16 protein-coding genes are annotated in these 26,042 nt (G+C 71.5%); 11 read left to right on the plus strand and 5 right to left on the minus strand.

The window, feature by feature from the left end:
- Positions 1 to 21 precede the first annotated feature (21 nt).
- The 5 genes from CP983_RS01530 (at position 22) to CP983_RS01550 (ending at position 7,742) form a co-directional block, all read left to right on the plus strand.
- Entirely contained in the window at positions 22 to 918 is an 897-nt protein-coding gene (locus CP983_RS01530; protein WP_150498208.1) for an urea amidolyase associated protein UAAP1, read from the plus strand.
- 1 nt (position 919) lies between these two features.
- Complete coding sequence (locus CP983_RS01535; RefSeq protein ID WP_308436534.1) at positions 920 to 1,744, plus strand: urea amidolyase associated protein UAAP2; 825 nt, start codon at positions 920 to 922, stop codon at positions 1,742 to 1,744.
- A complete protein-coding gene (gene uca / locus CP983_RS01540) occupies positions 1,741 to 5,331 on the plus strand; it encodes an urea carboxylase (RefSeq protein WP_150498209.1) in 3,591 nt (1,196 codons plus the stop codon). Before CP983_RS01535 ends, uca begins: the two co-directional genes overlap by 4 nt.
- 5 nt (positions 5,332 to 5,336) lie before the next feature.
- Positions 5,337 to 6,995 (plus strand): allophanate hydrolase, encoded by a 1,659-nt coding sequence (locus CP983_RS01545; RefSeq protein ID WP_150506318.1) that lies wholly within the window; start codon positions 5,337 to 5,339, stop codon positions 6,993 to 6,995.
- 63 nt (positions 6,996 to 7,058) lie between these two features.
- A complete protein-coding gene (locus tag CP983_RS01550; RefSeq protein WP_150498210.1) occupies positions 7,059 to 7,742 on the plus strand; it encodes a TetR/AcrR family transcriptional regulator in 684 nt (227 codons plus the stop codon).
- A gap of 49 nt (positions 7,743 to 7,791) precedes the next feature.
- On the opposite strand, the gene CP983_RS01555 is transcribed toward CP983_RS01550, so the two are convergent.
- Positions 7,792 to 8,769 carry an LLM class flavin-dependent oxidoreductase gene (locus CP983_RS01555; RefSeq protein WP_150498211.1) on the minus strand — a complete coding sequence of 326 codons (978 nt, stop codon included), beginning with the start codon at positions 8,767 to 8,769 and terminating at the stop codon, positions 7,792 to 7,794.
- A gap of 265 nt (positions 8,770 to 9,034) precedes the next feature.
- Here CP983_RS01555 and CP983_RS01560 point away from each other — a divergent pair, with 265 nt between their 5' ends.
- The 3 genes from CP983_RS01560 to CP983_RS01570 all read left to right on the plus strand — a co-directional run bounded on the left by CP983_RS01560 (position 9,035) and on the right by CP983_RS01570 (position 14,028).
- Positions 9,035 to 9,913, plus strand: coding sequence for a S1 family peptidase (locus CP983_RS01560; RefSeq protein ID WP_150498212.1), 879 nt, complete (start codon positions 9,035 to 9,037; stop codon positions 9,911 to 9,913).
- Positions 9,914 to 10,022: 109 nt separating this feature from the next.
- Complete coding sequence (locus tag CP983_RS01565; protein WP_229914608.1) at positions 10,023 to 12,032, plus strand: spermine/spermidine synthase domain-containing protein; 2,010 nt, start codon at positions 10,023 to 10,025, stop codon at positions 12,030 to 12,032.
- A 112-nt stretch (positions 12,033 to 12,144) separates the two neighbouring features.
- The gene (locus tag CP983_RS01570; RefSeq protein ID WP_150498213.1) at positions 12,145 to 14,028 is read left to right on the plus strand and encodes a LamG-like jellyroll fold domain-containing protein; all 1,884 of its coding nucleotides are present in this window, start codon (positions 12,145 to 12,147) and stop codon (positions 14,026 to 14,028) included.
- A gap of 99 nt (positions 14,029 to 14,127) precedes the next feature.
- Here the strand turns inward: CP983_RS01570 and CP983_RS01575 are convergent, their stop codons facing one another.
- Positions 14,128 to 15,015 (minus strand): GNAT family N-acetyltransferase, encoded by an 888-nt coding sequence (locus CP983_RS01575; RefSeq protein WP_150498214.1) that lies wholly within the window; start codon positions 15,013 to 15,015, stop codon positions 14,128 to 14,130.
- Positions 15,016 to 15,238: 223 nt separating this feature from the next.
- On the opposite strand from CP983_RS01575, the gene CP983_RS01580 reads away from it, so the two are divergent.
- The 3 genes from CP983_RS01580 (at position 15,239) to CP983_RS01590 (ending at position 19,685) form a co-directional block, all read left to right on the plus strand.
- Complete coding sequence (locus tag CP983_RS01580) at positions 15,239 to 16,054, plus strand: ABC transporter ATP-binding protein (RefSeq protein ID WP_150498215.1); 816 nt, start codon at positions 15,239 to 15,241, stop codon at positions 16,052 to 16,054.
- Positions 16,051 to 18,528 carry an ABC transporter permease gene (locus CP983_RS01585; protein ID WP_150498216.1) on the plus strand — a complete coding sequence of 826 codons (2,478 nt, stop codon included), beginning with the start codon at positions 16,051 to 16,053 and terminating at the stop codon, positions 18,526 to 18,528. Before CP983_RS01580 ends, CP983_RS01585 begins: the two co-directional genes overlap by 4 nt.
- A gap of 149 nt (positions 18,529 to 18,677) precedes the next feature.
- The gene (locus tag CP983_RS01590; RefSeq protein WP_167537631.1) at positions 18,678 to 19,685 is read left to right on the plus strand and encodes an alpha/beta fold hydrolase; all 1,008 of its coding nucleotides are present in this window, start codon (positions 18,678 to 18,680) and stop codon (positions 19,683 to 19,685) included.
- 109 nt (positions 19,686 to 19,794) lie between these two features.
- Here CP983_RS01590 and CP983_RS01595 read toward each other — a convergent pair whose 3' ends face one another.
- From CP983_RS01595 to CP983_RS01605, 3 genes are all read right to left on the minus strand, one after another.
- Complete coding sequence (locus CP983_RS01595; RefSeq protein WP_150498218.1) at positions 19,795 to 22,854, minus strand: hypothetical protein; 3,060 nt, start codon at positions 22,852 to 22,854, stop codon at positions 19,795 to 19,797.
- A 2-nt stretch (positions 22,855 to 22,856) separates the two neighbouring features.
- Entirely contained in the window at positions 22,857 to 24,731 is a 1,875-nt protein-coding gene (locus CP983_RS01600; protein WP_150498219.1) for an HSP90 family protein, read from the minus strand.
- Positions 24,732 to 24,998: 267 nt separating this feature from the next.
- On the minus strand, positions 24,999 to 25,988 hold the full coding sequence (locus CP983_RS01605) for a hypothetical protein (protein WP_150498220.1): 990 nt from the start codon (positions 25,986 to 25,988) through the stop codon (positions 24,999 to 25,001).
- Between the last annotated feature and the right edge of the window lie 54 nt (positions 25,989 to 26,042).

Below are 26,042 nucleotides of genomic sequence, written 5' to 3' on the forward strand. Positions count from 1 at the left end.
CGAAGGGACGACGGCGCCCCCATGACGACGACCGACGGGCCGACGGCCGACACTTCACCCGACGCGGCCCCCGCCACCGTCCGCGACCTCCACCTGACCGACAGCGTCCACAGCGCCCGCGACGACGCCCGCGCACAAGGCGGCCGAGCCGGCGACTGGATGCCGTATCTGCCCGCGTCCACCTCCCCGCACTGCCCACCCGGAGTCGACCGAACCTCCCTGGTGTGGGCGGAGACGGTGGCTCCCGGTGGCTACACCCACAAGGTCCTCGCCCGCGGCAGCCGCCTGCGCTTCGACGACCCGACCGGCCACGCCTGCGCCCATCTGCTCTTGTTCAACGCCCTGGAACCGGTGGAGCGGCTCAACGTCGCCGACACCCTGAAGATCCCCTGGCAGGCCTACCTGGGCGTGAACCACCCTCTGCTGTCCGGCGACGGCCGGGTCATGGCCGTCGTCACCGGCGACTCCTCCGGCCGGCACGACGCGTTCTGCGGCACCACCACCGACACCTGGAACCAGCACAAGTACGGGGACTCACGCCCCGAGGGACCGTCCCCTTCCGGACGTGGACTCTTCGTCAAAGCCGCCGCCAAGCACGGTCTGAGCCGTCGCGACCTGCCACCCAGCGTGTCCTTCTTCCAGGGCATACGGGTCGAGCCCGATGGCGCCCTCACCTGGCAGGGCGGCGCGGGACCGGGCACGCACGTCGAACTCGTCGCGGAAATGCCCCTGTTGGTGCTGGTCGCCAACGTCGCGCATCCGCTGAACCCGCGCTCCGAGTACGCCGTCGGGCCCCTGCGCGTACACGCCTGGCGCGGCCTCGCGACCGGTCCCGACGAGGAGCGGTTCACCGCCACGCCCGAACTGCACCGGGCGTACCTCAACACCGTCGACCACTGCGAAGCCCGGGGGTTGTGACATGGCGACCAGCCAGACCGAGGGCTTCGCGCCCGCCGAACCCATCGAGACCGTCGTGAACACCTACCCGACCACCTCGGGCGGCACGATCGCCTCCACCGTCCCGGTCGGTGCCGTGTACGCCGAGGGCTCCGCCCTGGACTGGGGGGCGAGCCTGGTCGAAGGCACGGTCGTCCTGGACGAGAAGGTGGCGCCCAACGCGGCCTGGTCGGCGGTGGTGAAGCAGGGGCACGTCCTGACCATCGTCGACGTCGGCGGCAACCAGTCCGCCGACTGTCTCCTCTACGACGCGGCCGACCCCGAGGAGCGCTACAGCGTCCCCGACACGCTGGCCTGGCAGGGCAACGCCTACGTGCGCACCGGCACCGTCCTGCGCAGCAATGAGGGACGCCCCCTCATGACCGTCGTGGCCAACGAGATCGACCGTCAGGACACCATCGGCGGCGCCTGCGGCAAGGAGTCCAACACCCTGCGCTACGGCCACCATGTGATGTTCCATCACGGCTGCCGGGAGAACTTCCTGGCCGAGGCCTCCCGGCACGGCCTCGGGGTGCGGGACCTCGTCTCCAACCTCAACTGGTTCATGAACGTGCCCGTCGAGGCGGACGGCGCGCTGGGCATCGTCGACGGCATGTCGGCGCCCGGCCGACGGGTCGCGGTGCGCGCCGAGACGGACGTCCTGGTGCTGGTGTCCAACTGCCCGCAGATGAACAACCCGTGCAACGACTTCAACCCGACCCCGCTTCGGATGATCGTCGTGGCCCCCAGCAGCCCCGCGACCTCTCACGACGCCAACTCGCAGAGCCCCTCGGAGGCTGCCGCGTGACCCGTCCCGTCACCGTTCTCGTCGCCAACCGCGGTGAGATAGCCCGCCGCGTCATCCGCACCGCCAAGCGGATGGGACTGGCCACCGTCGCCGTCTTCTCCGACGCCGACCGTGCCGCCCCGCACGTCCGCGAGGCCGACCACGCGGTCCGGCTCGGTCCGGCGCCCGCCCGCGAGTCGTATCTGCGCGGCGACGCGATCGTCGAGGCGGCGCTCGACCATGGCGCCGACATCATCCACCCGGGCTACGGCTTTCTCTCCGAGAACGCCGCCTTCGCCCGCGCCGTCGAGGAGGCCGGCCTGCGTTTCGCGGGCCCCACCGCCGACCAGATCACCGCCTTCGGCGAGAAGCACACCGCCCGCGCCCTGGCCAAGGCGGCCGGGGTGCCGCTGCTGGCCGGGACAGAACTCCTGGCGAGCGCAGAGGAGGCCGTCACCGCGGCCGAGTCGATCGGACTGCCCGTGATGGTCAAGGCCACCGGCGGTGGCGGCGGCATCGGCATGCAGGCCTGCGCCACCGCCGACGAGGTGCGCGAGGCGTTCGCCCGCGTGGCCGCGCTCGCCGAGTCCAACTTCGGATCGGCCGGAGTGTTCCTGGAACGTCTGGTGCGCCCGGCCCGGCACGTCGAGGTACAGGTCTTCGGCGACGGCACCGGCCGGATCGCCGTCATCGGCGACCGCGACTGCTCGCTCCAGCGCCGCAACCAGAAGGTGATCGAGGAGGCCCCGGCTCCGGCCCTGCCCGACGGGATCCGCGCCCTGCTGCACGACTCCTCGCACCGGCTCCTCGCATCGGTCGCCTACCGCGGCGCGGGGACCGTGGAGTTCGTCTACGACCCGGTCCGCGAGGAGGCCGCCTTCCTCGAGGTCAACACGCGGCTCCAGGTCGAACACCCGGTGACCGAGGAGGCGTACGGCGTCGACCTGGTCGAGCTCATGCTCGAACTGGCCCGCGACGGCCGGGTCGACGACTCGGTGTTCGAGCGGGAGTGGACGCCCACCGGACATGCCGTCCAGGCCCGCGTCTACGCCGAGGACCCCGGCAAGGATTCGCTGCCCTCCTCGGGCCTGATCACCCGGGCGCTCTTCCCCGGCCAGGGCGCCGACTCGATGCCCGGTGTCCGGGTCGACGGGTTCGCCGAGACCGGCCTTGAGATCTCGCCGTACTACGACCCCATGCTCGCCAAGGTGATCGCACACGGCGCCACCCGCGACACCGCGTTCGACGTCCTCGGCGAGGCGCTGGGCGCGAGCCGGATCGACGGCATCGTCACCAACCTCGGTCTGCTGCGCTGGCTGACCGTGCACGGTGAGGTGCGCGAGGCCGTGCACAGCACCAGCACGCTCGCCACCACCTTCGACCCCGAGCCGCGCATCGACGTCCTGGTGCCGGGAGCGATGACCACCGTCCAAGACCTCCCCGGCCGGCTCGGCCACTGGCACGTGGGCGTGCCCCCGAGCGGCCCCTTCGACCCCGTCTCCTTCGCCGAGGCCAACCTGGCCGTCGGCAATCCGGCGGAGGCACCCGCACTTGAGGTCACCGCGGGCGGTCTGACCCTGCGCTTCTCCGCCGCGACCGTCGTCGCCGTCACCGGCGCCCCGGTCCCTGTCACCGTCGACGGCACCACGGCACCCCTGTGGGAACCGGTGCCGGTATCGGCCGGCGCCACCTTGGTCCTCGGCACCGCGCAGGGCCCGGGTCTGCGCACATACGTGGCCGTCACGGGCGGCATCGACGTGCCCGAATACCTGGGCAGCGCCTCGACATTCACCCTCGGCGGCTTCGGCGGCCACGGCGGCCGGGCGCTGCTCGCCGGGGACGTACTGCGTCCCGCCGCACACACCGCCCCGACCGGCGGCCCGACCCCGCCCGAGCGCCGTCCCGCGATCACCTCGAACTGGCAGATCGGTGTCACCGAAGGGCCGCACGCAGCACCGGAGTTCTTCACCCGCGAGGACATCGACACCCTTTACGCGACCGACTACAAGGTGCATCACAACTCTGCCCGCACCGGCATCCGCCTGATCGGGCCGAAACCGCGCTGGGCCCGCCAGGACGGCGGCGAGGCCGGACTGCACCCGTCCAACATCCACGACACGCCGTACGCGGTGGGTGCCCTGGACTTCACCGGTGACACGCCGATCATCCTGGGCCCCGACGGGCCGTCCCTCGGCGGGTTCGTGTGCCCCGCGGTGGTCGCCAGCGGCGAACTGTGGAAGCTCGGCCAGCTCCGCCCCGGCGACACCGTCCGGTTCGTGCCGGTCAAGGAGGCCGAGGCGGCCGCCCTCGACGCCCGCCGCGCCGAACCGGCGCTGATCAGCACGGGCGGCGACGGCGACGACGGCATACTGGGCCGTCTGGAAGCCACCGATACCCGCCCCTCGGTCACCTACCGTCGGGACGGCGACGACAACGTCCTCGTCGAGTACGGCCCCATGGCGCTCGACCTCGGCCTGCGGATGCGCGTGCACGCCCTCCAGGAGACCCTGGCCGCGCACGCGCCCGACGGCATCGTCGACGTCACCCCGGGCATCCGGTCGCTCCAGGTCCACACCGACGCCCGCCGCCTCAAGGCCCGCGACCTCACCGCCCTGCTGCGCGAACTGGAGGACGAGGTCCCGCCCACCAACGAGCTGGTGGTCCCCTCCCGCACGGTCCGGCTGCCGCTCAGCTGGGACGACCCGGCCACCCGCCTCGCCATCGAGCGGTACATGGCCGGGGTACGCGACGACGCCCCCTGGTGCCCGTGGAACATCGAGTTCATCCGCCGCGTCAACGGCCTGGAGAGCGCCGACGACGTCTACCGTACGGTCTTCGACGCCTCGTACCTGGTGCTCGGCCTCGGGGACGTCTACCTCGGGGCCCCCGTGGCGACCCCGCTGGACCCGCGGCACCGCCTGGTGACCACCAAGTACAACCCGGCCCGCACCTGGACAGCGGAGAACTCCGTCGGCATCGGCGGTGCCTATCTGTGCGTCTACGGCATGGAGGGCCCCGGCGGCTACCAGTTCGTCGGACGCACCGTGCAGATCTGGAACCGGTTCCGCAGGGGCGGTCTGTTCCAGGAATCCCCGTGGGCCCTGCGCTTCTTCGACCGCATCGAGTGGTACCCGGTCACCGCGAAGGAACTCCTCGAACTGCGCGCCGAGACCGACGCCGGCCGAGGGCCCTGCGACACGCAGGAGGGCACCTTCTCGATCGCCGAGTACAACACCTTCCTGGCCGCGAACGCCGACTCGATCGCCGCGTTCCGGCAGCAGCAGAGCGCCGCGTTCGAGGCCGAGAAGGAACGCTGGCGGGCCGCCGGCGAGTTCGACCGGAACGACGATCCCGAACCTCCGGCCGCCGACGCCGTCGTCGTACCGGACGGCGCGCTCGCGGTCACCGCGCCGTTCACCGCCACCGTCTGGCAGACCGTCGCGGAGCCGGGCACCACCGTCGCCGAGGGCGACCCGATCCTCTCGCTGGAGGCGATGAAAATGGAGTCCAAAGTGAGCGCCCCCGCCGCCGGGACACTCCTGAAGATCTACGTCAAACCCGGTGAGCAGGTCGCCCCGGGCCAGATCCTCGCGGCGGTGCGGGCATGAACGCCATGACACCGGCCGAACGTGTCGAGGCCGCCTACGACCGCATCGAGTCCGCCGACCGGCCCGAGATCTGGATCCACCTCAGGCCCCGCCACGACGTGCTCGCCGAGGCCGCCGGGATCGATCCGGGGCTTCCGCTCGCAGGACTGGTCGCGGCGGTCAAGGACAACATCGACGTGGCCGGACTGCCCACGACCGCAGGCGCGCCGTCGTACGCCTACCGGCCGGACGCCGACGCGCCCGCGGTGGCACGGCTGCGCGCGGCCGGCGCGGTGGTGCTCGGGAAGACCAACCTGGACCAGTTCGCCACCGGCCTCGTCGGCACCCGCAGTCCCCACGGTGCGGTGCGCAACGCATGGGATCCGGCACGCATTTCCGGCGGGTCGTCGTCCGGCTCGGCGGTGGCGGTCGCACTGGGCATCGCCGACATCGCGCTGGGCACCGACACGGCCGGCTCCGGGCGGGTGCCCGCCGCCCTCAACGGCATCGTCGGGGTCAAGCCGACCAAGGGCCTGGTGCCCGTGACCGGGGTGGTCCCCGCCTGCTACACCCTCGACTGTGTGACGGTCTTCGCCCGCGACCTGCGGCTCGCCCGCACCGCCGCGGAGGCCATCGAGGGCCCCGACCCGGCCGACCCGCTCTCGCGCACCGGCACCCGGTTGCCCCCGCCACCTGCCCGCCCCAGGGTCGCCGTCCCTGCCGAGGAGCACCTGCGGGGCATGGCCGACGGCTGGCGCGAAGCCTTCGACACCGCGGTCGCCCGCCTGGCGAGCACCGGAGTGGAGATCGTGGAGGCCGATGTGACTCCACTCCTGGAAGCCGCCCAACTGCTGTACGGCGGCGCGTTCGTGGCCGAGCGGTACGCCGCCGTGGGCGGACACCTCGACAAGCACCGCGATCTGATCGGTACGGACCTCGACCCGACCGTGGCATCCATCGTGCTGGCCGGCCGGGAGAAGACCGCCGCCGACTGGGCCGCGGACACCGCCCGGCTCGCCGCCCTCGGTGCCGCCGCACGTACGGCCCTCGATGGCTGCGCGGCGCTCCTCACCCCGACGACCACCTGGCACCCGACCCTCGACGAGGTGGCGGAAGACCCGGTCGGCGCCAACGCCCGGATGGGCCGCTTCACCAACTTCGCCAACCTGCTGGACCACGCCTCGCTCGCCGTCCCCGCGGGATTCGTGGACGGACTGCCGTTCGGCGTGATGTTCACGGGCCCGGCCTTCTCCGACCGTGCCCTGGCGGTCCTCGCCGAGCGGTTCGCCGATCCGGGCCTCGACCTGTTCGTGGTCGGCGCCCACCTCACCGGGCAGCCCCTCAACGCCCAGCTGGTGCAAGCGGGCGGCACACTCGTGGGCCCGGCCCGCACCGCCGCCGGCTACCGACTGCACGCCCTGGCCACCCAGCCACCCAAGCCGGGCCTGGTCCGAACCACCGAGGGCCGCCCGGACGCGTCGGGCATCGAGGGCGAGATCTGGCGGCTGCCCGCGGCAGGGTTCGGGGTGCTGACCGCCGCGGTCCCCGCGCCGATGGCGATCGGAACCGTCGAACTGGCCGACGGACGGCAGATCAGCGGCTTCCTGGTCGAGCCGTACGCCGTGGAGAACGCACCCGACATCACCCGCTTCGGAGGCTGGAGGGTCTACCTGGCATCGAAGTGACCGGAGGCGGCACCGGTGCTCACCGCCGACACCGGCCGTTGACCGAGGTGGCAGGATGGGATCATGACCAGGACGCGGCCCCGCCAAGGAAGACCCCGGCACACACCGCCGTCCGATCCCAACGCCTCCGGTCGGGAACAGATCCTCGACGCCGCCGGTGCGCTCTTCGTCGAACACGGGATCTCCGCCACCAGCACCCGCATGATCGCCGAGCGGGTCGGCATCAGGCAGGCCTCGTTGTACTACCACTTCGCCACGAAGGACGAGATCCTCGCCGAACTGCTGGCCACCTCGGTCCGGCCGAGCCTTGAGATGGTGGAGCGCATCCAGGCCTTGGTGCCGGAGCGGGCGAGCGCGGCCGCGGCGCTCTACGCGGTGGCCGCGACGGACGTACGCACCCTGTCCCGCACCCCGTACAACATCGGCACGCTCTATCTCCTGCCGGAGGTGCTGACCGAGCGGTTCGACGCATTCCGCGCCGACCGGGGCCGACTCCAGCAGAGCTACGGCGCGCTCGGCGCTTCGGCGGCGGCCGAGGGCGTCACCGGGAGCATTCCGCCCGAGCGGATCGGGGAGCTGCTGATCCAGCTGGTGGAGGTCGTCATCCAGATCCGCCGTACCCGCGATCCCGATCCGGCGGACACGGATGCCATCGCGTCGTCGTCTCTACGGCTGTGCGGGCTGGGCGAGACGGCGATCGCCACGGCAAGGGACGAGGCACGCGCCCTTCTGACCGGCCTGGCGTGACGAACGCGCTGTCGCTCGACGCGCATGCCGGACCCGGCCCGTCCCCACGTCACGCTCGACCGGCAGCCGTGGCGACGAGCTCGTAGGACCGCAGTCGGTCCTTCAACGCGTAGACGGGCATGACGAGCATCAGCTCCTCGGCTCCCGTCGCGTCGACGATGTCCGTGAGGCGCTGGACAACGGCATCGGGCGTGCCGTGGGCCTGATGAGGGAGGAAGCCGGCCAGGGCCTGTCGTTCCTCCTCGGTGAAGGGGTGTTCCGCGGCCTCGGCCGGCGTGGGAAACGGAGTGTCGCTGCGGCCTTGGAGAAGGCCGACCTTGACGACGTTCATCGGTCCGGCGAGCCACTCCACATCCTGCTGAGTCGGGGCGCACACCGTCTCCACGCATACGAGTACACGCGGCCCGGTGCACCAGCGCGAGGGCCGGAAGCGGGCCCGGTACTCATCGATCGCGGCAGCGGTGTTGTCGGGTCGGATGTGGTGGGCGATCGCGACCGGCAGGCCCAGGTCCGCGGCGAGCGCGGCACCGGCGGTGCTGGAGGCGAGCAGCCAGGGTTCGGGCAGGTCGTCGAGCGCGACCTCGTCCACGAGGAACCGCAAGGTGGCCGCCACATCGCCCCGGTACTCGTCGTCGGTGATCGGCCCCGCTCCGCGCCGCAGCGCCCGCGCCGTCGGCTCGTCCAGTGTGCCGGGGCCTCGTCCGATGCCCAGGTCGATCCGCTCCGGGTGCAGCCCGGCGAGCGTGCCGAACTGCTCGGCCAGCATGATCGGACTGTGGTTGGGAGCGAGAACGCCCCCGGAGCCCAACCGGATCGTCGATGTCGACGCGGCGGCGTGGGCGATCAGCACGACCGGCGGGAAGGCGCCGATCGCGGGCGAGTGGTGATGCTCGGCGTACCAGAGTCGCCGGTAGCCCATGGTCTCGACGTGCCGGGCGAACGTGGTCGTGTCACGCAGGGTGTCGGCAGCCCTGCTGCCGGCCTGAACCATCGCGACTTCCAGCACGGAGAGCGGTACAGCCATCATGTGATCATCATGTCGCAACTCCCGGAAGATGGTTGGGATTTCCGACCCGCGTCGAGCGAGGGACACGCCCTACCCCGGTCGGACCCGCACGGGCACAATGAGCGCTGCCCCGCCTCCGCACGTCGTCGCGGACGAAGCCACGGCGGGGGCTCCGGCTCGCCGTCGAATCCCGCACGACACCAGCACCACGGCATGCAAGCCCGGCACGCCCGGTGACCAGTAGGGCGTGCCCGAAGCCGACCGACCGTACTCGGGGAGATTCGGGATGACAGCACGCCGTACGACCAAGGGACGCTCTCAACTCATCGCGTACGTCCTGAGTTTGCTCGGGGTGGCCGCCCTCACGGTGTCCGGCACCAGCGCCACGGCTGCACCCGCCGCCGCGCCCGCGTCCGGCGTCGCTTCAGCCGTCGCCGCACTGGGGATGGACGGGACGGCGTGGACCGTGGACGAACGCAGCGGAAGGCTGCGGGTCCTCGCCGACTCGACGGTCTCGGACACCGAGTTGGCCCAACTCCGGCGCACCGCAGCCCGGTTCAATGGCGGCCTCACTCTCGAACGGCTCGACGGGCGGCTGCGCACGCTCCTTTCGGGCGGCGACGGCATCTACGCCGGCGGCCGGCGCTGCACGGCGGGCGTCAATGTGCAGAGCGGGTCCACGTACTACTTCGTCACCGCCGGACACTGCACCGAGGGACTGCCCACCTGGTACACCGGCGCCGCCCTGGACACGGCCGTCGGCCCCACCACCGGGAGCAGCTTCCCCGGCAACGACTTCGGGGTCGTCCGTTACGCCAACCCGGCCGTGCCGCACCCCGGCACCATCGGGACGGTCGACGCGACGGGGACCGCGTCCGCCTACGTCGGCCAACGGGTCTGCACCCGGGGCGCCACGACCGGGGTCCGCTGCGGCGTGGTCACCGCGCTGAACGCGACCGTGAACTACGGCGGCGGTGACATCGTCAGCGGGCTGATCCAGACCAATATCTGCGCCGAACCCGGCGACAGCGGAGGCCCGCTCTACGCCGGCGACAAGGTCATCGGCATCCTCTCCGGCGGCTCCGGCAACTGCACCACGGGAGGGACCAGCTACTACCAGCCGATCCAGGAAGCGCTGAGCGCATACGGCCTGTCGGTCTACTGACGAGGGCTCATTCGCCGTCGCACTCGGCAAGGCATCTCGAATCGACGAGCCAAAACTGGCACCGTAAACCCTCGTGAAGGTGAACAAAGGCGGACAAACAGAAAACTCGGTGCGCTGGAGGCTCGTGCTGGCCAGCTCCACCATGCTCTTCGTGGAGCTGGCGCTGATCAGATGGGCGGGCGCCAACGTCGTCCATCTCAGCTACTTCTCGAACTTCATCCTGCTGGGGTCGTTCCTCGGCATCGGTATCGGATTCCTGATCCCGGCCGCTCGCGGCCAGTGGCTCAAACGCTGGACACCGATCCCCCTCGCGCTTCTCGTCGTCTTCGTCCGCGCTTACCCGGTGCAGGTGCGTCAGAGCAGCAGCGAGGTCATCTACTTCACGGCCGTGAAGACCACCGGCCTGCCCCAGTGGGTGACGCTGCCCGCGATCTTCCTGCTGACCGCATTGATCATGGCCGGGATCGGCAAGATCACCGCCGATCTCTTCCGTCAGCTCGCCTCGCTCGACGCCTACCGCTACGACCTGCTCGGCAGCATCACCGGCTCGATCTCCTTCGCCGTGCTGTCGTGGCTCCGCGCCCCCTCGGTGGTGTGGGGCGTAATCGCCGCCGTGGCCCTGCTGATCCTCGGCGGACGCCGGAACAGCCTGCTGTACGGCGTCCCCCTCACCGCGATGGTCGCCGCGCTGTTCCTGGAGTCGTCCACCGCCGGTATCTCCTGGTCGCCCTACTACAAGATCCAGCTCGAAGCCTCGCCGACCACCACCCGGACCTACTTCATCTCCGCCAACGGAGTCCCTCACCAGAGCACCGCTCCCCTGCCGGTGCTGCTGCGCGAGAACTCCCCCTATCGGCAGGCGTACGAGCAGACGCCCCGCAACCCGCACAAACGCGTGCTGGTCATCGGGGCCGGCAACGGCAATGACGTCGCCGTCGCGCTGGCGCACGGAGCCCAGCGCGTGGACGCCGTGGAGATCGACCCCCGTCTGCAGGAGATCGGCGCGCGGCTGCACCCCGCGAAGCCGTACGACGACCCCAGAGTGCACGCGTACATCAACGACGGACGGGCATTCCTGGAGCGCACGAACGCCAAGTACGACCTCATCATCCTGGCGCTGCCGGACTCCCTGACCCTCGTGTCGGGCGCGAGCAATCTGCGGCTGGAGAGCTACCTGTTCACCCGGCAGGCGTTCGAGGCGGCTCGCGACCATCTGACGCCCGACGGGGCGTTCGCCATGTACAACTACTACCGCAAGAGCTGGTTGGTCGACCGTTTCGCCGGGGACCTCGACGATCTCTACGGCCACGCCCCCTGCATGACGACGTACAAGCGGAACGCGGCCGTGCTGGTGGCCGGCATGACGCCCGGCGACCAGTCCTGCAAACAGATCTGGCAGCCCAGCGGCCCGGTCCCGGCGGCCGCGACCGATGACCACCCGTTCCCCTATCTGCTGCACCGCACCGTCCCCACGATCTACCTGGGTGCCCTGGGTGCGATCCTGCTGGTGACGCTGCTGTCGGTGCGTCTGGCCGGGGTTCGCATCCGAAGTACGGTCCGCTACACCGACATGTTCCTTCTGGGCGCGGCCTTCATGCTGCTCGAAACGAAGAACGTGATCGGTTTCGCGCTCTACTTCGGTACGACCTGGCTGGTCAACGCCCTCGTCTTCTTCGGCGTTCTGGTCTCCGTCCTCGCCGCGGTCGAGGTCCGGCGCAGATTGCGGCGGGTCAACCTGCTGCTCCTCCAGCTGCTGCTCTTCGGCTCTCTGGCGGTGGCCTGGCTCGTCCCGGTGCAGTCCGTCCTGTCGCTGCCCTTCGCCGCCCGGCTCGCCGCCGCCATCGCGCTGGCCTTCGCGCCCATCTTCTGCGCCAACCTCATCTTCTCCGACCGGCTGGCACTGGCCCCCGACCCGACCTCGGCGTTCGGTGCGAACCTGCTGGGCGCGCTGACCGGAGGCGCGCTCGAGTACCTGGCCCTGGTGACGGGCTATCAGGCGCTGTTGCTGATCGTCGCCATGCTGTACCTGGGGGCGTGCATCGCCATGCACTTCACCGGACGGGGGCCGGACGGAGCGATGACACGGACGCCGAAGGAAACGGTGGCCGTCAAGACCTAGCGCCGGCGGCATTCGCCCTTTGTGGGTCCGCCGTTCGGGCTGTTGCCATCATCCGGCCACGGCCGGTCAGCACTGTGCCTTCCTACGGCGATGTTCATGACCTGGAGGGCAGATGAGCACAGCAGAGCACAGGCACCGGCTGGACAGACGGGCACTCCTGCAGGCCGCGGTGGCGATACCCGCGGCCGGCGCGGTGGTCACGGCGGCCGGTGCCGTTCCGGCGCAGGCCGACTCGATGACCGCAGGCAGTGGTCGGTCCCGGTTCGATGCCGAAAGTCCGCGGTTCGCGCTGGCCGTGCTTCCCGACACCCAGTATCTGTTCGATGCCGACAGCTCCGATCCCGCGCCCCTGCGGGCCACGTTCCGCTACCTCGTCGCCGAGCGGGAGGAGGCGAACGTCGCCTTCATGACACACCTCGGCGATGTCACGGAGCACGGCACCGAGGAGGAGATCTCGCTCGCCGCGGACACCTTCAAGGGCATCCACGGCAAGGTGCCGTACAGCGTCCTGGCCGGGAACCACGACATCCGGTCCTCCACCGACGACCAGCGCGGCGACTCCGCCTACCTCGCGGCGTTCGGCCCGGAGCGCTATGCGTCGATGCCGACCTTCCGCGGCGCCTCGCCCGACGGCTACAACAGCTACCACGTGCTGCGCGCCGCGGACCGCGAATGGCTGGTGCTCGCCCTCGACTGGCGGGTGTCGGACAAGGGGATGCGCTGGGCGCAGGGCGTGCTCGACGCACATCCGACCCTGCCCGCCGTGCTCACCACGCACGACATCGCCTGGTCGGACGACGAGGGCGCGGCGCAGCTGTCGGACAACGGCAAGCGGCTGTGGGACGGCCTCATCCGCGGCAACGACCAGATCTTCCTCGCGCTGGGCGGCCACTACTGGCCGCCTGGGCGCACCGTTCTGACCAACGATGCTGACAACGATGTCCACGTCCACATCACCAACTACCAGGACCGCTACTACGGCGGCGCCGGGATGATCCGCCTCTACGGCTTCGACCTGGTGCGTGGGGTCATCGACGTCGAGACGTTCTCGCCGTGGTTCCTCGCCCGTGACCCCGAGCAGCGTTCGCCGCTGGAGGCCGAGACGATCGAACTGACGGGCCCCACGGACCGGTTCAGCCTCGCCGTCGACTTCGACGAGCGCTTCAAGGGCTTCGCGCCGGTCACCCCGCCGAAGTCGCGCCCGGCGTCGGCCGTGATGCCCCGCGGCACGGTCGCCTACTGGCGCTTCGACGCCTCCGGTACGTCCGCCGCCGGCACCCCGGGTGCTCCCGTGGCCGACGGGGCGCTCGTACGCGACCTCACGGGCAACGGCAACGACCTCACCGTGAGCCGGCTGCACACGAGCGGGCCGGACGCCCTCACCTGGTCCGCCGACCACCACCCGGGCCAGCCGGCGCACGCCAGCCTCCGCTTCGACGGCGGGAAGGGCCCGGATCGCGGCGCCATCCTCACGACGGCCGCGGGCGCTCCGGTCAACAGCACGAAGTTCACCCGGGGTTACACGATCGAGACGCACATCATGCTCCCCGAGCCCTTCGAGGGCGACCACAGCTGGATGGGCATCCTGAGCTGGGAGGGCCGCAACGGCGACGCCGGCAAGACGACCGGCTGGTCCCCGCTGGAGCCCACGTGCAGCCTCAATCTGTCCCCGGAGCGATTCCTCCAGTTCGTCGTCTACCCCTACGCGCAGGACGCCGACCCGACGTCCTGGAGCCACGCCGTGCCGGTCGGCCGCTGGATGCACATCGCCCTCGTCAACGACGGCCGACGGACCGTGATGTACGTCGACGGCTCGAAGATCGCCCGCAACCCGGCGCAGCCGTCGACCGGCATCACCACCCTCGGCAAGCCCTTCGTCATCGGCGCCACCCAGTTCGACGAGAAGTTCGGGCAGGGCTTCTACGGCTGGATCGGCGACACCCGCATCGTGAACCGGGCACTGTCCACGCGCGACTTCCTGACGCCCTTCGCGTAAGAGGCGCGCACGAGTAGGTGACGGCGGAAGCCGTCGGGCGTCGGCCACTACGGGCAGGACTTCCGTGGCCGACGCCCAGCTTTCGTGGCGGGCGGGGACCTATACGGCTTCCGGTGTGCCGTAACGGAACTTGTATCCGGTGAAGTCGGCGATGCGGACGTATCCGAGGCGCTGGTAGAGGGCATTGCTGGTGGGGTTGGTCGGGTCCGTGTACAGGACGACGTCCGTCGCACCGGCGGCCAGCGCGGCCCGGCTCACCTCGACGGTCACGGCCGCCGCGTAGCCGTGGCCACGGAGGTGGGCCGGGGTGTAGACCGGGTCGATACGGATCATGCCGGCGACGATCGAGGTGGCGGCGGCCATGGAGACCGGGATGCCGTCCGGGGTCTCCCAGAATGTGAAGTGCCGGTCGCCGAAGCGCGAGTCGGCCCATGAGCCCGCGTCGATCAAGTCGATGGAAGGCTGCTCGCGGACGTCGACGCAGAACTCGCGGCACCAGCGCACGACTTGCTCATGGTCCTGCGCGCTCGCGCCCCGTCCCCGGCCCTCTGGATGCGGTCGCGGTGGGGTGAGCGTGCCGATTCGGTAGAGGTGGGTCCGCCAGAAGGGGGTCGGCGCTGCGCCCGTGTGCCGCTGCCATGCCTCGGCGAAGGCGGTGGCGGTGTCGTGCTCCGCGATGACACCGGAGGGGCGGTGGCCGAGGCCGGCCAGGTGAGCGGCGAGGGTGCCGGTCTGCTCGGCGGAGAGGGGGGTGATGCTCAGGTATCCGCGGGGAGTGCGGTAGAAGACGGCGTGAGTCTCGCCTCCTGAGTCCAGTCGGCCGAGGACGTTGACTTCGGTCCCGTACGGTTCCGCGCCGCGTGTTCGCAGTTTCTCAAGGTCGGTGAGCGGTGTGTTGTGCACGGCGGGCCTCGAACGCAGGAAGTCCCCGGCTCGGGCGAGGAAGTCGTGGACGTCGTCGGTGAGTTGCCAGTCATCCCGGAGCATGATTCATGATCCCGGACCGGCCCCGGGGCCGGTACATGCCCCTCGTCGTCGTCCACGGCGGCACGGGTTCACCCGGGCTTGGGTGTCGCGGACGGCACGGCCCGCCCCCTGCCGCGCCTCGGGTTATCCCCACCCAGGATGCGCCGGCAACCACCATGGCCTGCGACGACCGTGATCCGTAGCTTCGAGGTATCGGCTGGAAGAGATCGCGAGAGGGCGGACCATGGGGCTGCGCAAGGGCAAGCGGCGGGAGACGGACGACCGGCCGGAGGCACAGGGCACGCCCGGTCTCGCCGTCGAACTGCGCGGCGTCCGTCGGCGGTACGGCCGGGGCGCCGGCGCCGTGCACGCGCTCGCAGGCGTCGACCTCGCGCTCTCGCGCGGCACGTTCACCGCTGTCATGGGTCCCTCCGGCTCCGGCAAGTCCACCTTCCTCCAATGTGCCGCCGGTCTCGACCGTCCGACGGCCGGCTCCGTGCGGCTCGGCGGTACGGAGATCACACGCATGCGCGAGAACCAGCTCACCGAGCTGCGCCGCAGCCGCCTCGGCTTCGTCTTCCAGGCCTTCAACCTGCTGCCGTCCCTCACCGCCGAGCAGAACGTGCTGCTCCCGATGCGCCTCGCCGGGCAGCGCCAGGACCGCCGCCGGGCGGCCGCGGTGCTCGCGCAGGTCGGGCTCGCCGACAAGGCGCGGTCCCGGCCCGGCGAGCTCTCGGGCGGCCAGCAGCAGCGGGTCGCCATCGCGCGTGCCCTGGTCACAAGCCCGGACGTGATCTTCGCGGACGAGCCCACGGGGGCCTTGGACACGGGTACCGCCGCCGAGGTGCTCGGCCTGCTCCGGCAGGCGGTGGACGCGCTGGGGGCGACCGTCGTCATGGTCACCCACGACCCGGTCGCGGCCGCGTGGGCCGACCGAGTGCTGTTCCTCGCGGACGGTGCCTTCGCCGGCGCCCTCGACCGCGGCTCGGCGGAGCAGATCGCGGCCCGGATGGCCGCTCTCACCTCCCGCACGGGCGCCATGGTGGGGGCCGCGGCGTGAGGAGCTTCGTCCCCAACGGCCTCGCCCGCGCGGCCGTGCGCTTCAAACCGGCGTCGTTCGCGGGCACGTTCGTCGCGCTGATGATGTCGGCGCTGATCGTCTCCGCCTGCGGCATCCTCCTGGAGACGGGCGTTCGCGCCTCGGTGCCGCCGGAGCGGTATGCGAAGGCGCCGGTCGTCGCGGCGGCGGACCAGTACGCCCGCTTCGTCACGGGCAGCGGTGACAGCCGGTCCGAGTCGGCCGACCCACTGCCGGACACGGCGCGCTTGGACGCGGCGTTGGCGGAAAGGGCGGCGCGCGTGCACGGCGTCGAGGCGGCGGTGCCGGACTTCACGTTCCCGGTGCGCCAAGGGGACGGCGTGCTGACCGGCCACGGCTGGGGGTCGCACGCCTTCACCGGTGCCGTGCTCACGTCCGGGGTTGCGCCCCGCACGGGCGAGGTCGTGCTCGCAGCGTCCGACGAGCGAGCCGACCTAGGCGACACCGTCACCCTCGAAACCGCAATCGGCCGGGCCGACTTCCGTTTGTCAGGGCTGGCGAAGGCCGGCTCCGGCGACGTGGCCGAGGGCGCCGTCGCATGGTTCGCCGACGCCCGCTCCCCCGCGCTCGCCGGGCATCCCGGAAAGGCCGACGCGATCGCCGTACTGGCCAAGGACGGTACGGACGCCGATGTTCTCGCCGCCGGTGTGAAGAAGGCGCTCGCCGGCTCCGGCGCCGAGGTGCACACCGGCGACGGCCGCGGCGCCGTCGAGGACCGGGGGCTCGGGTACGCCAAGGAGATGCTGACCGGGCTCGGCGGCTCCTTCGGCGGGATCGCCGCGACGGTCGCCGTCTTCACGGCGTCCGGGACGGTCGCGCTGTCCGTCGCCCAGCGTGCTCGCGAGTTCGCGCTGCTGCGTGCCGTCGGCGCCACCCCGCGGCAGATCCGCCGCGCGGTCGCCGCCGAGGCGGTGCTCGTCGCGCCGCTCGCCGGGCTGCTCGGCTGCCTGCCCGGAATCGGGCTCGCGCACTGGTGGTTCGGCCAGCTGAAGGACCGCGGGGCCATCCCGGACGCCGTGGAGCTGCAATTCTCCTGGATCCCGCTCGTCGTCGCGGTCGGCACCGGTCTGCTGACCGCACTCGGGGCCGGCTGGGCGGCGGGGCGTCGCCCGTCGAAGATCAAGCCGGGGCAGGCGCTCGCCGAGGCGTCGGTGGAGCGGCTGCGGCCGGGCGTGATCCGGATCCTGCTGGGCTTGGGCGCCCTGGTCGGCGGTGGGTTCCTGACGGTCGTGGCCGCCCGTTCGGCCGGGGACGATGCCGCCAACGCGGCTCTCGGCGTCGTCATGCTCTTCATGCTCGCCGTCGCGCTGCTCGGCCCGCTGGTGGCGCGGCTGTGCGCGGCACTGTTCGGGCTCGCGCTGAGCGTCGGCGACGCCTCGGCGTCACTGGCCGCCGCCAACTCTCGTACGAACGCTCGCCGGTTGGCCTCCGCGATCACCCCGATCGTGCTGGCCATGGCCTTCGCCTCGACCCTCGTCTTCATGCACACCAGCGAGAGCCATGTCGCCGCGGAGCAGCTACGGGCCGGCGTCACCGCGGACCACGTGGTCACGGACCCCGCCGGGCTGCCGATCGACGCCGCCGCCCGGGCCGCCCGCGCACCCGGCGTCGACGCGGCCGTGGGCCTGCTCGAAACGCAGGTGCTGGTGCCAGTCGGCTCCGGCGGCGACCGATGGCTGCAAGGCTCGTCGACGCAGGGAATCTCGGGCTCCGGCGAGCAGCTCGCAAGGGTGCAGGACCTCGACGTACGCGGCGGCAGCCTGGACCGCGTAGGCAAGGGCCGGATCGCCATCGACAAGACGCTCGCCGCGTCGGCGAAGGTCGGGGTGGGCGACAAGCTGCCCCTCTACCTCCCGGACGGCACCAGGACCGACCACGAGGTCGTGGCCGTTTACGGCCGCGGGCTCGGCCTCGCCGCCGTGACCATGGACCGCGCCTCCCTCGCACCCCACGTCACCTCGCCCTTCGACAGCACACTGCTGATACGGGGCGGAAACGCGAAGGCCCTCGCCTCACTCGGCGAGGTCACCGACGCCTCCGGCTACGCCGTCGAGCAGAACACCGACCGCGAACTCAACGCTTGGGCCAACTACACGATGGCCGCCGTACTCGGCGGCTTCGCGGCCGTCGCCGCCGCCAACACCCTCGTGATGACCGTCCTCGACCGCCGCCGCGAACTCGGCACACTCCGCCTCATCGGCTCCACCCGACGCCAGGTCATGCGCATGCTCCGCTGGGAAGGCCTGCTGGTGGCTCTGGCCGGCATCGCCCTCGGCACGGCCATCGCGGCAGCGACCCTGATTCCGATGATGCGCGGCCTGACGGGCGAGGGGCCGTACGTACCTCCGCTCGTCTACGCAGCCTTTGCCGGGGGCGCGGTGGCCCTGGGCCTGGTGGCGGTGACGCTGCCGGCCAGGGCGGCGTTGCGGCGCTGAGGCAGCGGCTCCGGCCACTCAGCGCGTCACACATGCCGCCCGCAAGCAGTACCGATTCCTTGACGCCTCTACTTCCTGATGATTCCATCATTACTGAAGAAAGATTCAGTGTTGCCTCGCCGAGCAGGGACACCCTGGAGGACTTCGTGATGTCACAGCACGCAACCGCGTACGCCTACACACCGCCCCCGCCCCGTGTCCGCACGGGCCTGGAGGAAGCGGTGGACAGACTGTCGCGCGTGGACCAACTCGTGGCCGAGCTGCCCGAAACACCACCCCGTGCACCGGAAGCAGACGGCGATCAGGAGCGGCTGGGCGAGGTCACTGTCACGCACCGCTTTTTGGACGCCCCCGGCGACGGCGAAACCGTGCGCTGGCACTACGTGGAGGGCGGCCCCCTCGACGCACCTGTCGTCGTGTTCCTCCATGGCGTACCCGACTCGTGGTGGCAGTGGCACTACGCCATCGAGGCCCTCGGCTCCGACTTCCGCTGCCTGGCCATCGACCTGAAGGGCTACGGCCAGTCGGAGAAGGGCACCGGCGACTTCCGCCAGGAGGGAGTCGCCATCCAGCTGGAAGCGCTACTGGACCAGCTTCGGATAGAGAGGTTCAGCCTGGTAACGCACGACAGGGGAACACCGGTCGGCGACCACCTCGTGGCACGCATGGGCAGCCGTGTCATCCGCTACGGCCGGGGGCAGCAGCACCTCTGGCATCTCCACCCCGACCTGCATCCGCAGCAGGACATGTTCACCTCGCCCGAGGCCCCGGCGGTGCTGGCCGATGCCCGCCGCATCGTCGTCACCGCGTACTCCGTGCTCGGCGAACGCGAAGTGAAGGTGTCAGACCTCGTTCGAACCGTTCAGGAGTTCAGCTACGACGGCATCAACACCGCCGTCCCCCGTTACTTCAACTCTTCGTCGTTCCGGCAGGAATGGATCGATCGACGCACCCGGCTCATCTCCCAGTGGAAGTGCCCCGTACTGCTGCTCCAGGGGGCCGACGACCCTCTCCAGCCCCGCGAGTTCTACACCGATCCCGACGTGGTGGCGAAGCTCCCGGAAGGCAGCGATGTGCATCTCTTCGACTCGGGCCACTTCTGGCCCTTCGAAGCCCCTGAAGAAATGGCCGCCGTCCTTCGGGACTTCCTCGGCTGACCTCCGCTCCAATGCCCTGAGAAGGAGGTCGGCCGGCTCTCCGCGGTCGCGGTCGTCGGCCCGGGTGTGCCGGGGCGGTTGCACACCTCGCCCCGGCACCGACCCGCCCCTACTCGTCGCGCAGGCGGGTCGCCAACGACGTCAGTGCCTCGGCCTCCTCCGTGTGGCCCAAAGCCGTCAACAGGTCGATCGCTGCGTCGAGGCGGATCAGGGCAGGAGCGGGGCGTTCCAGGTAGAGGCCCTCCACTGCGCCTGCGAGGCGGACGCACTCGGCCCATTCGCCGGCGTCGTCGTCCTGGTTCGGGTCGCCGAGCAGCGCGAGAGCCTTGTCCAGGGCGATGAGGGCTTCCTCGTACTCGCCGGCGTAGGCCGCCACCCGTCCGTGTTCGTATGCCAGGGCGGTTTCCAGGGAGCGGCCGTGGGTCTCGAACTCGGCGGTGCGCGCCTCGTCGGCGATTCGGCCGGCCTCCGTGAGGAAGGCGCGGGCGCTGTCCAGGCCGTGCGGGCCCTGCTGTTGGGCCTGGAGGCGGGCGAGTTCGCGCAGGCTGTTGCTGAGGTGCTCGTAGCGCGGGGCGCGGGCGTGAGCGGCGAGTGCCTGGTCCGCGGCCTCGCGGGCCCGGTCGAACTCGCCTGACTCGCCAAGGAGTACGGCCGTCTCCGCGGCGATCATCGCGTGGCTTCCCGGGTCGTCGTCCCAGCCCGCCGACTCGGCGGCGAGGGCGACGAACTCCGCCGTGGCGGCCTTGAGGTCCTCCCCCGCGTGCAGCGCGCGGGCACGGGTGAGGCGCAGTTGGGCGACCAGTCGGTCGTCGACTTCGCCAGCGGCCACGTCCGGCTCCGCGAGCAGCGAGTCGAGCAGGGCTATGCAGTCCTCGACGCGGCCCAGGTCGAGGCTGAGCTGAGCCGCGTTGCTGTAGGTGCAGTACGCGTCCGTACGGCTGCCTTGGCGTAGCTCCAGTTCCGCCGAGCGCGTCAGGTGGTGCAGGGCCTCATCGGGGCGGCCGAGGTGCATGACGGCTTCGGCCAGGTCGCCGTGCAGACGGGCGGTGCCCACCGCGTCGGCGGGCCATTCGGCGGCCAGGCGCAGGCCTTCGGCCAGGTCCGCCTGAGCGGCCTGCGCGTCGTGGAGAGCGAGCTGGAGCCGGCCGCGCAGGCCGAGCGTGCGGGGCAGGTGCCAGGCGGGGCCTTCCGACTTCAGCCGGTCCAGGAGTGCGTCGATCTCGGTGACCGCGGCGGGCAGGTCGCCGGAGAGGGCGTGCGTGCTGGTCCGCAGCAGCAGCGCGCCCGACACCTGTACGGCGATGTCGTGCTCGGTGGCGAACGCGAACAGCTTGTCGACCTCGGCCTGAACCGGGGCTGCGTGCTCCTCGCTCCTCGACGTCTGGAGGCGCAGGCCGAGTGCGGTGGCCCGGAGGCGGAGGAGGCGGGCCTCCTGGGACGGAGTGAGGTCGGGGGTCTCCTCGTACAGGCGGACCATGGACGCGTGGGCCGCGGTCAGCGCGGCGGCCTTCGGGTCGGTTGCGTCGACGTCCTCCCCGGCGTTCTCCGAGGGCGCGTCCGTGCTCTGGGTGGCGTTCTCGGCCGGTACGTCGGCGTCCTGCCCGGCGTTCCCGGCCGGTACCTCGGCGCCCTCCGCGGCCTTCCCAGCGGACGCATCCGCCACAGCCTTCTCGGCCACCGCAAGGAGCGCACAGGCCCGAGCCACCGCCGCCTGCCCCGCCTCCCCGGCGTCGTCGTACAGAGCCGCGGCCTCCTCGTGGAGGTCGGCGGCGTCGGTGAACTCGTCCTTGTCGCCCGCCCGGCTCGCCTCCTCGGCCAGCAGGTCGGCACGCAGCCGCACGAGCGGGCCGACGGCCGGGTCGTCGGGGTGGGTGTAGTCGCGGGCGGCGACGAGGGTGCGCAGGCGCGCCCAGCAGGCCTGTGCGTCCGGGTGGCCCTGCTCGTCCAACGCCCGTGCGCGGACGATCAGTTCGGGGAGCGCGTCGGGGACTGCGGCGGCCGTACGGGAGGTCGGCGCGGTCGCCGGGACGGCAGCGGCCGGGGCCACGTCGTCCAGGGCGCGGGCGCGCAGGGTCAGTTCCAGTGTGTCCACGAGCGGGGCGCGGTCGAGGCGGGCCCGGCGGCGGTCGGCGTGGGCCGTGGTTCCGTTGCGGGCGTCGAAGCGGGCGGCGAGGTCGTCGGCGCGACGGCGTACCTCGGCGCGCAGGTCGGCCACCGTCCAGGTGCGGCCGGCGTAACCGGCGGCGGGCAGTTCGCCGTGGCCGAGGCTCTCGACGCGCTGGAGGAGGACCTCCGCTCCGGTGAGGAAGCCGAGCTGATCGAGCGGCGAGTCGACCTCGTCGAACATGATCCGGTTCTCGGCGAGCAGTTCCAGGCCTCGGGCTTCGTTGCCGGTCAGCGCGCAGAACTCCAGGTGCCGGCCGACCTCCTGGGACATGGAGGGGTTGCGGCGGCAGCCGCGGTAGCCGGCGAGGTGCAGTTCCCGGGCCCGGTCGGTGCGGCCGGTGCGCAGCAGGGGCAGCAGCGCGTACGACACGGAGCGGGCCGGCTCCTCCTGGCAGGACTCCTTGCCGGCCAGCACGGGTTCCCACACGCTCAGCGCCCGCTCGTCGTCGCCCTCCATGAGGTGGTACAGGGCGCGTTCGCAGATCTCACAGGCCTCGCAGTCGCTGAGCTGGGTGCGGGTGCGGCTCGCCCACAGCTCGTAGGCGGGGGTGGCGCCCTCGCCCAGGTGGGCGGCGAGCTGGTAGGCCTGCCCGTAGTAGGGCTGGAGGCCGAGGTCCGCCTTCTCGTACCGGTCGCGCATCTCCGTCAGCCACTGGCGCAGTCCGGTCAGCGGTACCTCGGGCAGCTGGCGCAGGGCGTGGCCGACCCACTTGAAACGCCAGAACAGCAGGTGGCGCAGGCGGTCGTCGAACACGTCGGGCTGCTCGTCGAAGAGATTGAGCAGGCGGGCGAAGACGACGGGCGACTTCCGGGGTTCGGAGCCGTAGGTGTACGCCTCCTGGAGTTCGAGGAGGGCGTGGACCAGCGCGCGGGGCTCGTCGAACTGCTCGGCGGCGTCGACGAGTTCCTCGGCTGTGACGGTGCGGGTGCGGCCGTAGGGGCGCCGGTCGTTCTCCTGGAGCGCCTGGTACAGCTCGTCGGTGTTCTGGGGTGCGGTCGGCATCGTCAGCTGTCCTTGCGGAGGGCGTGGGCGAGAAGGTCGAGGAAGGAGCGGTTGATCAGGCTCGACTCGGCGGGCCTGAGGGGACGTCGGGACAGCATCACGGCCTGCCCGTAGAGGGCTTCGGCGCTGGTGCGGGCCAGCTCGGGCTCGTCGATGGCGACGGCGGTGCGGACCAGCGGGTTGAGCTGGTTGAGGATCAGCTGGGCCCGCGGTGCCTCCTGGCGCAGCGCGCCGAGGATGTCGCCCCACAGTCCGCCCTCCTGCTCGCGGGCGAGCCGGGAGCGGGTGCGTTCGTGCCGGGCCTCGCGGCTGTCGACGAGGAGGGCGGGGGCGGACGCGGGCTGGAAGGTGCGCAGGGCGACGTCGCAGTCGAAGACGGCGAGCGCGTCGCGGGCCTGCGCCAGGTAGGGCGCGGCGGCGAGTTCCGTCTCCCGGTCCACGGGGTCGAGGTGGGCGGTGAGGGTCGCCGGGTCGAGGTCGGCGACACTGACCTCCGGCCTGATCTCGGGCATCCGGTGGACCAGTTCACGGTCGTAGGTGTAGCCGCCGTTGACGACTCCGAGTCCGGCGGCCGAGGCGATCGCCGCGACCTGCCGGAACTCCTCCACGCTGGACGTCACGAGCACGGTGCGGTGGGTGCGTGCGAACTCGTCGAGGGTGGTGTGCCCGTCGGTGGTCTCGAACGGCAGCCAGGGCAGCAGCATCCGCAGGATCTCGTCGTCGTGCACCGCGAGCGACTTCACGGCCAGATGGTGGGTCTGGAGGAAGCGGCCGAGCAGGTCCGGGTCGCTGGCGGCGGCACGGGCGATCCACTCGCGCAGCCGCTCGGCGAGGGCGTCGCGGACGGCGGCGAGGGTGGCGTCCTCGTAGAGGGACTCGCGGGACGCCGTCGGGCGCAGGCTCTCCGCGTCGACGACGCAGCGTACGAAGAACGCCCACTCCGGCAGGATCTCCTCGGCCTGCTCGGACAGCAGCATGCCCTTGACGTGCACGCGGTGGCCGTGGCGACGTCCGGCGGGCACCGCTTCGGGCAGCACACACGCGATGCCCTTCAGGCCGACGGCCGGCAGGTCCAGTTCGATGGTGTCGAGCGGGGTGAACCCGAAGACCTCCTCGCCGTACGCCGCCAGCGCACGGGACCTGGCTCCCGGCGTGGGGAAGCTGCGCGCCCAGGGCGCCGGCTCGGGATTGACGGGCGCGGCCGCGCCGCCCGAACCGTCGTCGAAGGTCACCGGGTGGCGCAGCAGCGAGCCGAAGTGCCGGGCCAGCGCGTGCACCTGCTGCGGGCGCGTCCATTCGCCCGCGTCGGACCGCGGGGTCAGGGTGACGGTGGTGCCCGGTCGGGGGCGGTCGGAGGCGGGCAGGGTACGGACGGTGTAGCTGCCGTCGCCGCGTCCGCGCCACTCCACGGCGGGGGCGTCGGGGGTGCGGGCGGAGCGGCTGAGGACGTGGATCTCGTCGGCGACCAGGAAGCAGGACAGCAGGCCGATGCCGAACTGGCCGATGAAGTCGGCGCGTTGCTCGGCGATCCTCCCCCAGCCTCGAATTGGCTCGGCCGGGGGCACCCCCATCGCGCGCTTGCTGCTGCGGCCGATCGTGGCGAGGAACGTGTGCACGTCGGCCTCGGTGAGACCGACGCCGTCGTCCTCGACGCGTACGACCTTGCCGTCGGCGTAGAGGCGGATGCCGAAGTCGCCGTGGGGCTCGACGGCGTGCCGTGCGGTGAGGGCGTCGACCGCGTTCTGCAGGAGTTCGCGCAGGTAGACGCGAGGGCTGGAGTAGAGGTGATGGGAGAGGAGGTCCACCAGGCCGCGGAGGTCGACCTGGAAGGTGCGGTCGGTGGCGGCGTGGTCGGCGGAGGTGTCGCGCAAGGGCATGGGGCAGTCCGGGGTGAAGGGAACGGCAGGGGTGGGCGGTGGTCCGTGGGACCGGCCGAGGGCGGGCGGTGACGGTGTGACCGAGAAACCGACGTGGCCAAGTGGCCGGTGCGGACGGGTGGCTGATGCGGACGGGTGGCCGGGTTGCCGGTGCGGCCGTGTGGCCGGGGGCCGGGTTGCTGGTGCGGCCGGGTGGCCAGGTGGCCGGTGCGGTCAGTGAGGCCGGTGCGACCGGTGCGACCGGTGCAGCCAGTGCGGCCGGGGCGGTCAGAAGGCCTTGCGGAAGCGCGCGTACGCCTTCTCCGGCGCCGCCATGAAGGTCCACGGCCACTCGGTGATCACACCGTTCAGCTCGCGGAAGACATTGGAGGCCTTGCTGCTGCCCGCCAGCGAGAGGGCCATGGCGAAGATGTTGTAGTCGCCCTGCCAGCCCAGGCGGCGCTCGTACGCGTGGTGCAGGATGCTGCGCTCCGCGGCCTCCCTCAACTCGGTCCGGATCCGGGGCTGCTGGAGGCAGTCGCGGTCTTCGGACTCCACCCACTCCTCGATACGTGCCATGGCGACGACACAGCCGAGCCGGTGCCCGTCGGGCGCGGCGGCGAAGGCCTTCTGGGCGAACTCCGTGGCCTGGCCCGGCTCTCCGCCCCAGCGGGGCTGGAGGTGCGACACCCACTCCAGGTGGAGGTCAAGGTTCAGCGGATCACGGCGCAGACCCGCCGCGAGCCGGGCCTCCTGGACGCTGTCGTCGAGAGACATGCCGCGTCCCGAGGTGAGCAGATGGCGCCACGGCGTGACCCAGTCGGGCCGCAGCTCGGCGGCCTCTAGCAGGTGCTCCTCGGCGATGCGCAGCCGCTCGTAGAACGTCTGCCACTGGTCACGGCTGACGTCCACGGCTCGGGCGGACGTACGCGCCTCCCAGCCCCAGGAGACATGGCGCGCGCCCGATATGAGCAGGGCGGTCGCCCGGAGCTCCGTGTCGCCCTTGTCCTCGTCGGCGGCCCGGACGATCCACTCCTCCACACCGTCCACGACGGCCAGTTGCCCGAGGACCGCCTGCTCACGGCCGAGGTCGAAGGGGGCCAGCGCCGCCTTCACCGCCGGCCAGTCACCCGCGTCGGCGGCCTCGACCAACGCGAGCACCCGCGTGTCCCCCAGGGCACGCAGCGCGTACGTCCCGTGCTTCTGCTTGCGTGCGGGAAGGACATGCGGATCCGCCGCCGGTCTCTCCGCGTCCCTACCGAACAGCTTGCCGAACATGCCGCGCCCTCCCCTGGGTCCCGCGTGATCATCTGGGGCAGCATAAACGGCACC

This window comes from Streptomyces chartreusis (assembly GCF_008704715.1).
Lineage (GTDB): Bacteria > Actinomycetota > Actinomycetes > Streptomycetales > Streptomycetaceae > Streptomyces > Streptomyces chartreusis.

Excerpts from the sequence above, each read along its gene's own strand:
- CP983_RS01595 (WP_150498218.1), bottom strand. The coding sequence starts at position 22,854 with ATGCCGACCGCACCCCAGAACACCGACGAGCTGTACCAGGCGCTCCAG.
- CP983_RS01530 (WP_150498208.1), top strand. The coding sequence starts at position 22 with ATGACGACGACCGACGGGCCGACGGCCGACACTTCACCCGACGCGGCC.
- CP983_RS01570 (WP_150498213.1), top strand. The coding sequence starts at position 12,145 with ATGAGCACAGCAGAGCACAGGCACCGGCTGGACAGACGGGCACTCCTG.
- CP983_RS01555 (WP_150498211.1), bottom strand. The coding sequence starts at position 8,769 with ATGATGGCTGTACCGCTCTCCGTGCTGGAAGTCGCGATGGTTCAGGCC.
- CP983_RS01575 (WP_150498214.1), bottom strand. The coding sequence starts at position 15,015 with ATGCTCCGGGATGACTGGCAACTCACCGACGACGTCCACGACTTCCTC.
- CP983_RS01600 (WP_150498219.1), bottom strand. The coding sequence starts at position 24,731 with ATGCCCTTGCGCGACACCTCCGCCGACCACGCCGCCACCGACCGCACC.
- CP983_RS01550 (WP_150498210.1), top strand. The coding sequence starts at position 7,059 with ATGACCAGGACGCGGCCCCGCCAAGGAAGACCCCGGCACACACCGCCG.
- CP983_RS01590 (WP_167537631.1), top strand. The coding sequence starts at position 18,678 with ATGTCACAGCACGCAACCGCGTACGCCTACACACCGCCCCCGCCCCGT.
- CP983_RS01560 (WP_150498212.1), top strand. The coding sequence starts at position 9,035 with ATGACAGCACGCCGTACGACCAAGGGACGCTCTCAACTCATCGCGTAC.
- CP983_RS01605 (WP_150498220.1), bottom strand. The coding sequence starts at position 25,988 with ATGTTCGGCAAGCTGTTCGGTAGGGACGCGGAGAGACCGGCGGCGGAT.
- CP983_RS01535 (WP_308436534.1), top strand. The coding sequence starts at position 920 with ATGGCGACCAGCCAGACCGAGGGCTTCGCGCCCGCCGAACCCATCGAG.
- CP983_RS01545 (WP_150506318.1), top strand. The coding sequence starts at position 5,337 with ATGACACCGGCCGAACGTGTCGAGGCCGCCTACGACCGCATCGAGTCC.
- CP983_RS01580 (WP_150498215.1), top strand. The coding sequence starts at position 15,239 with ATGGGGCTGCGCAAGGGCAAGCGGCGGGAGACGGACGACCGGCCGGAG.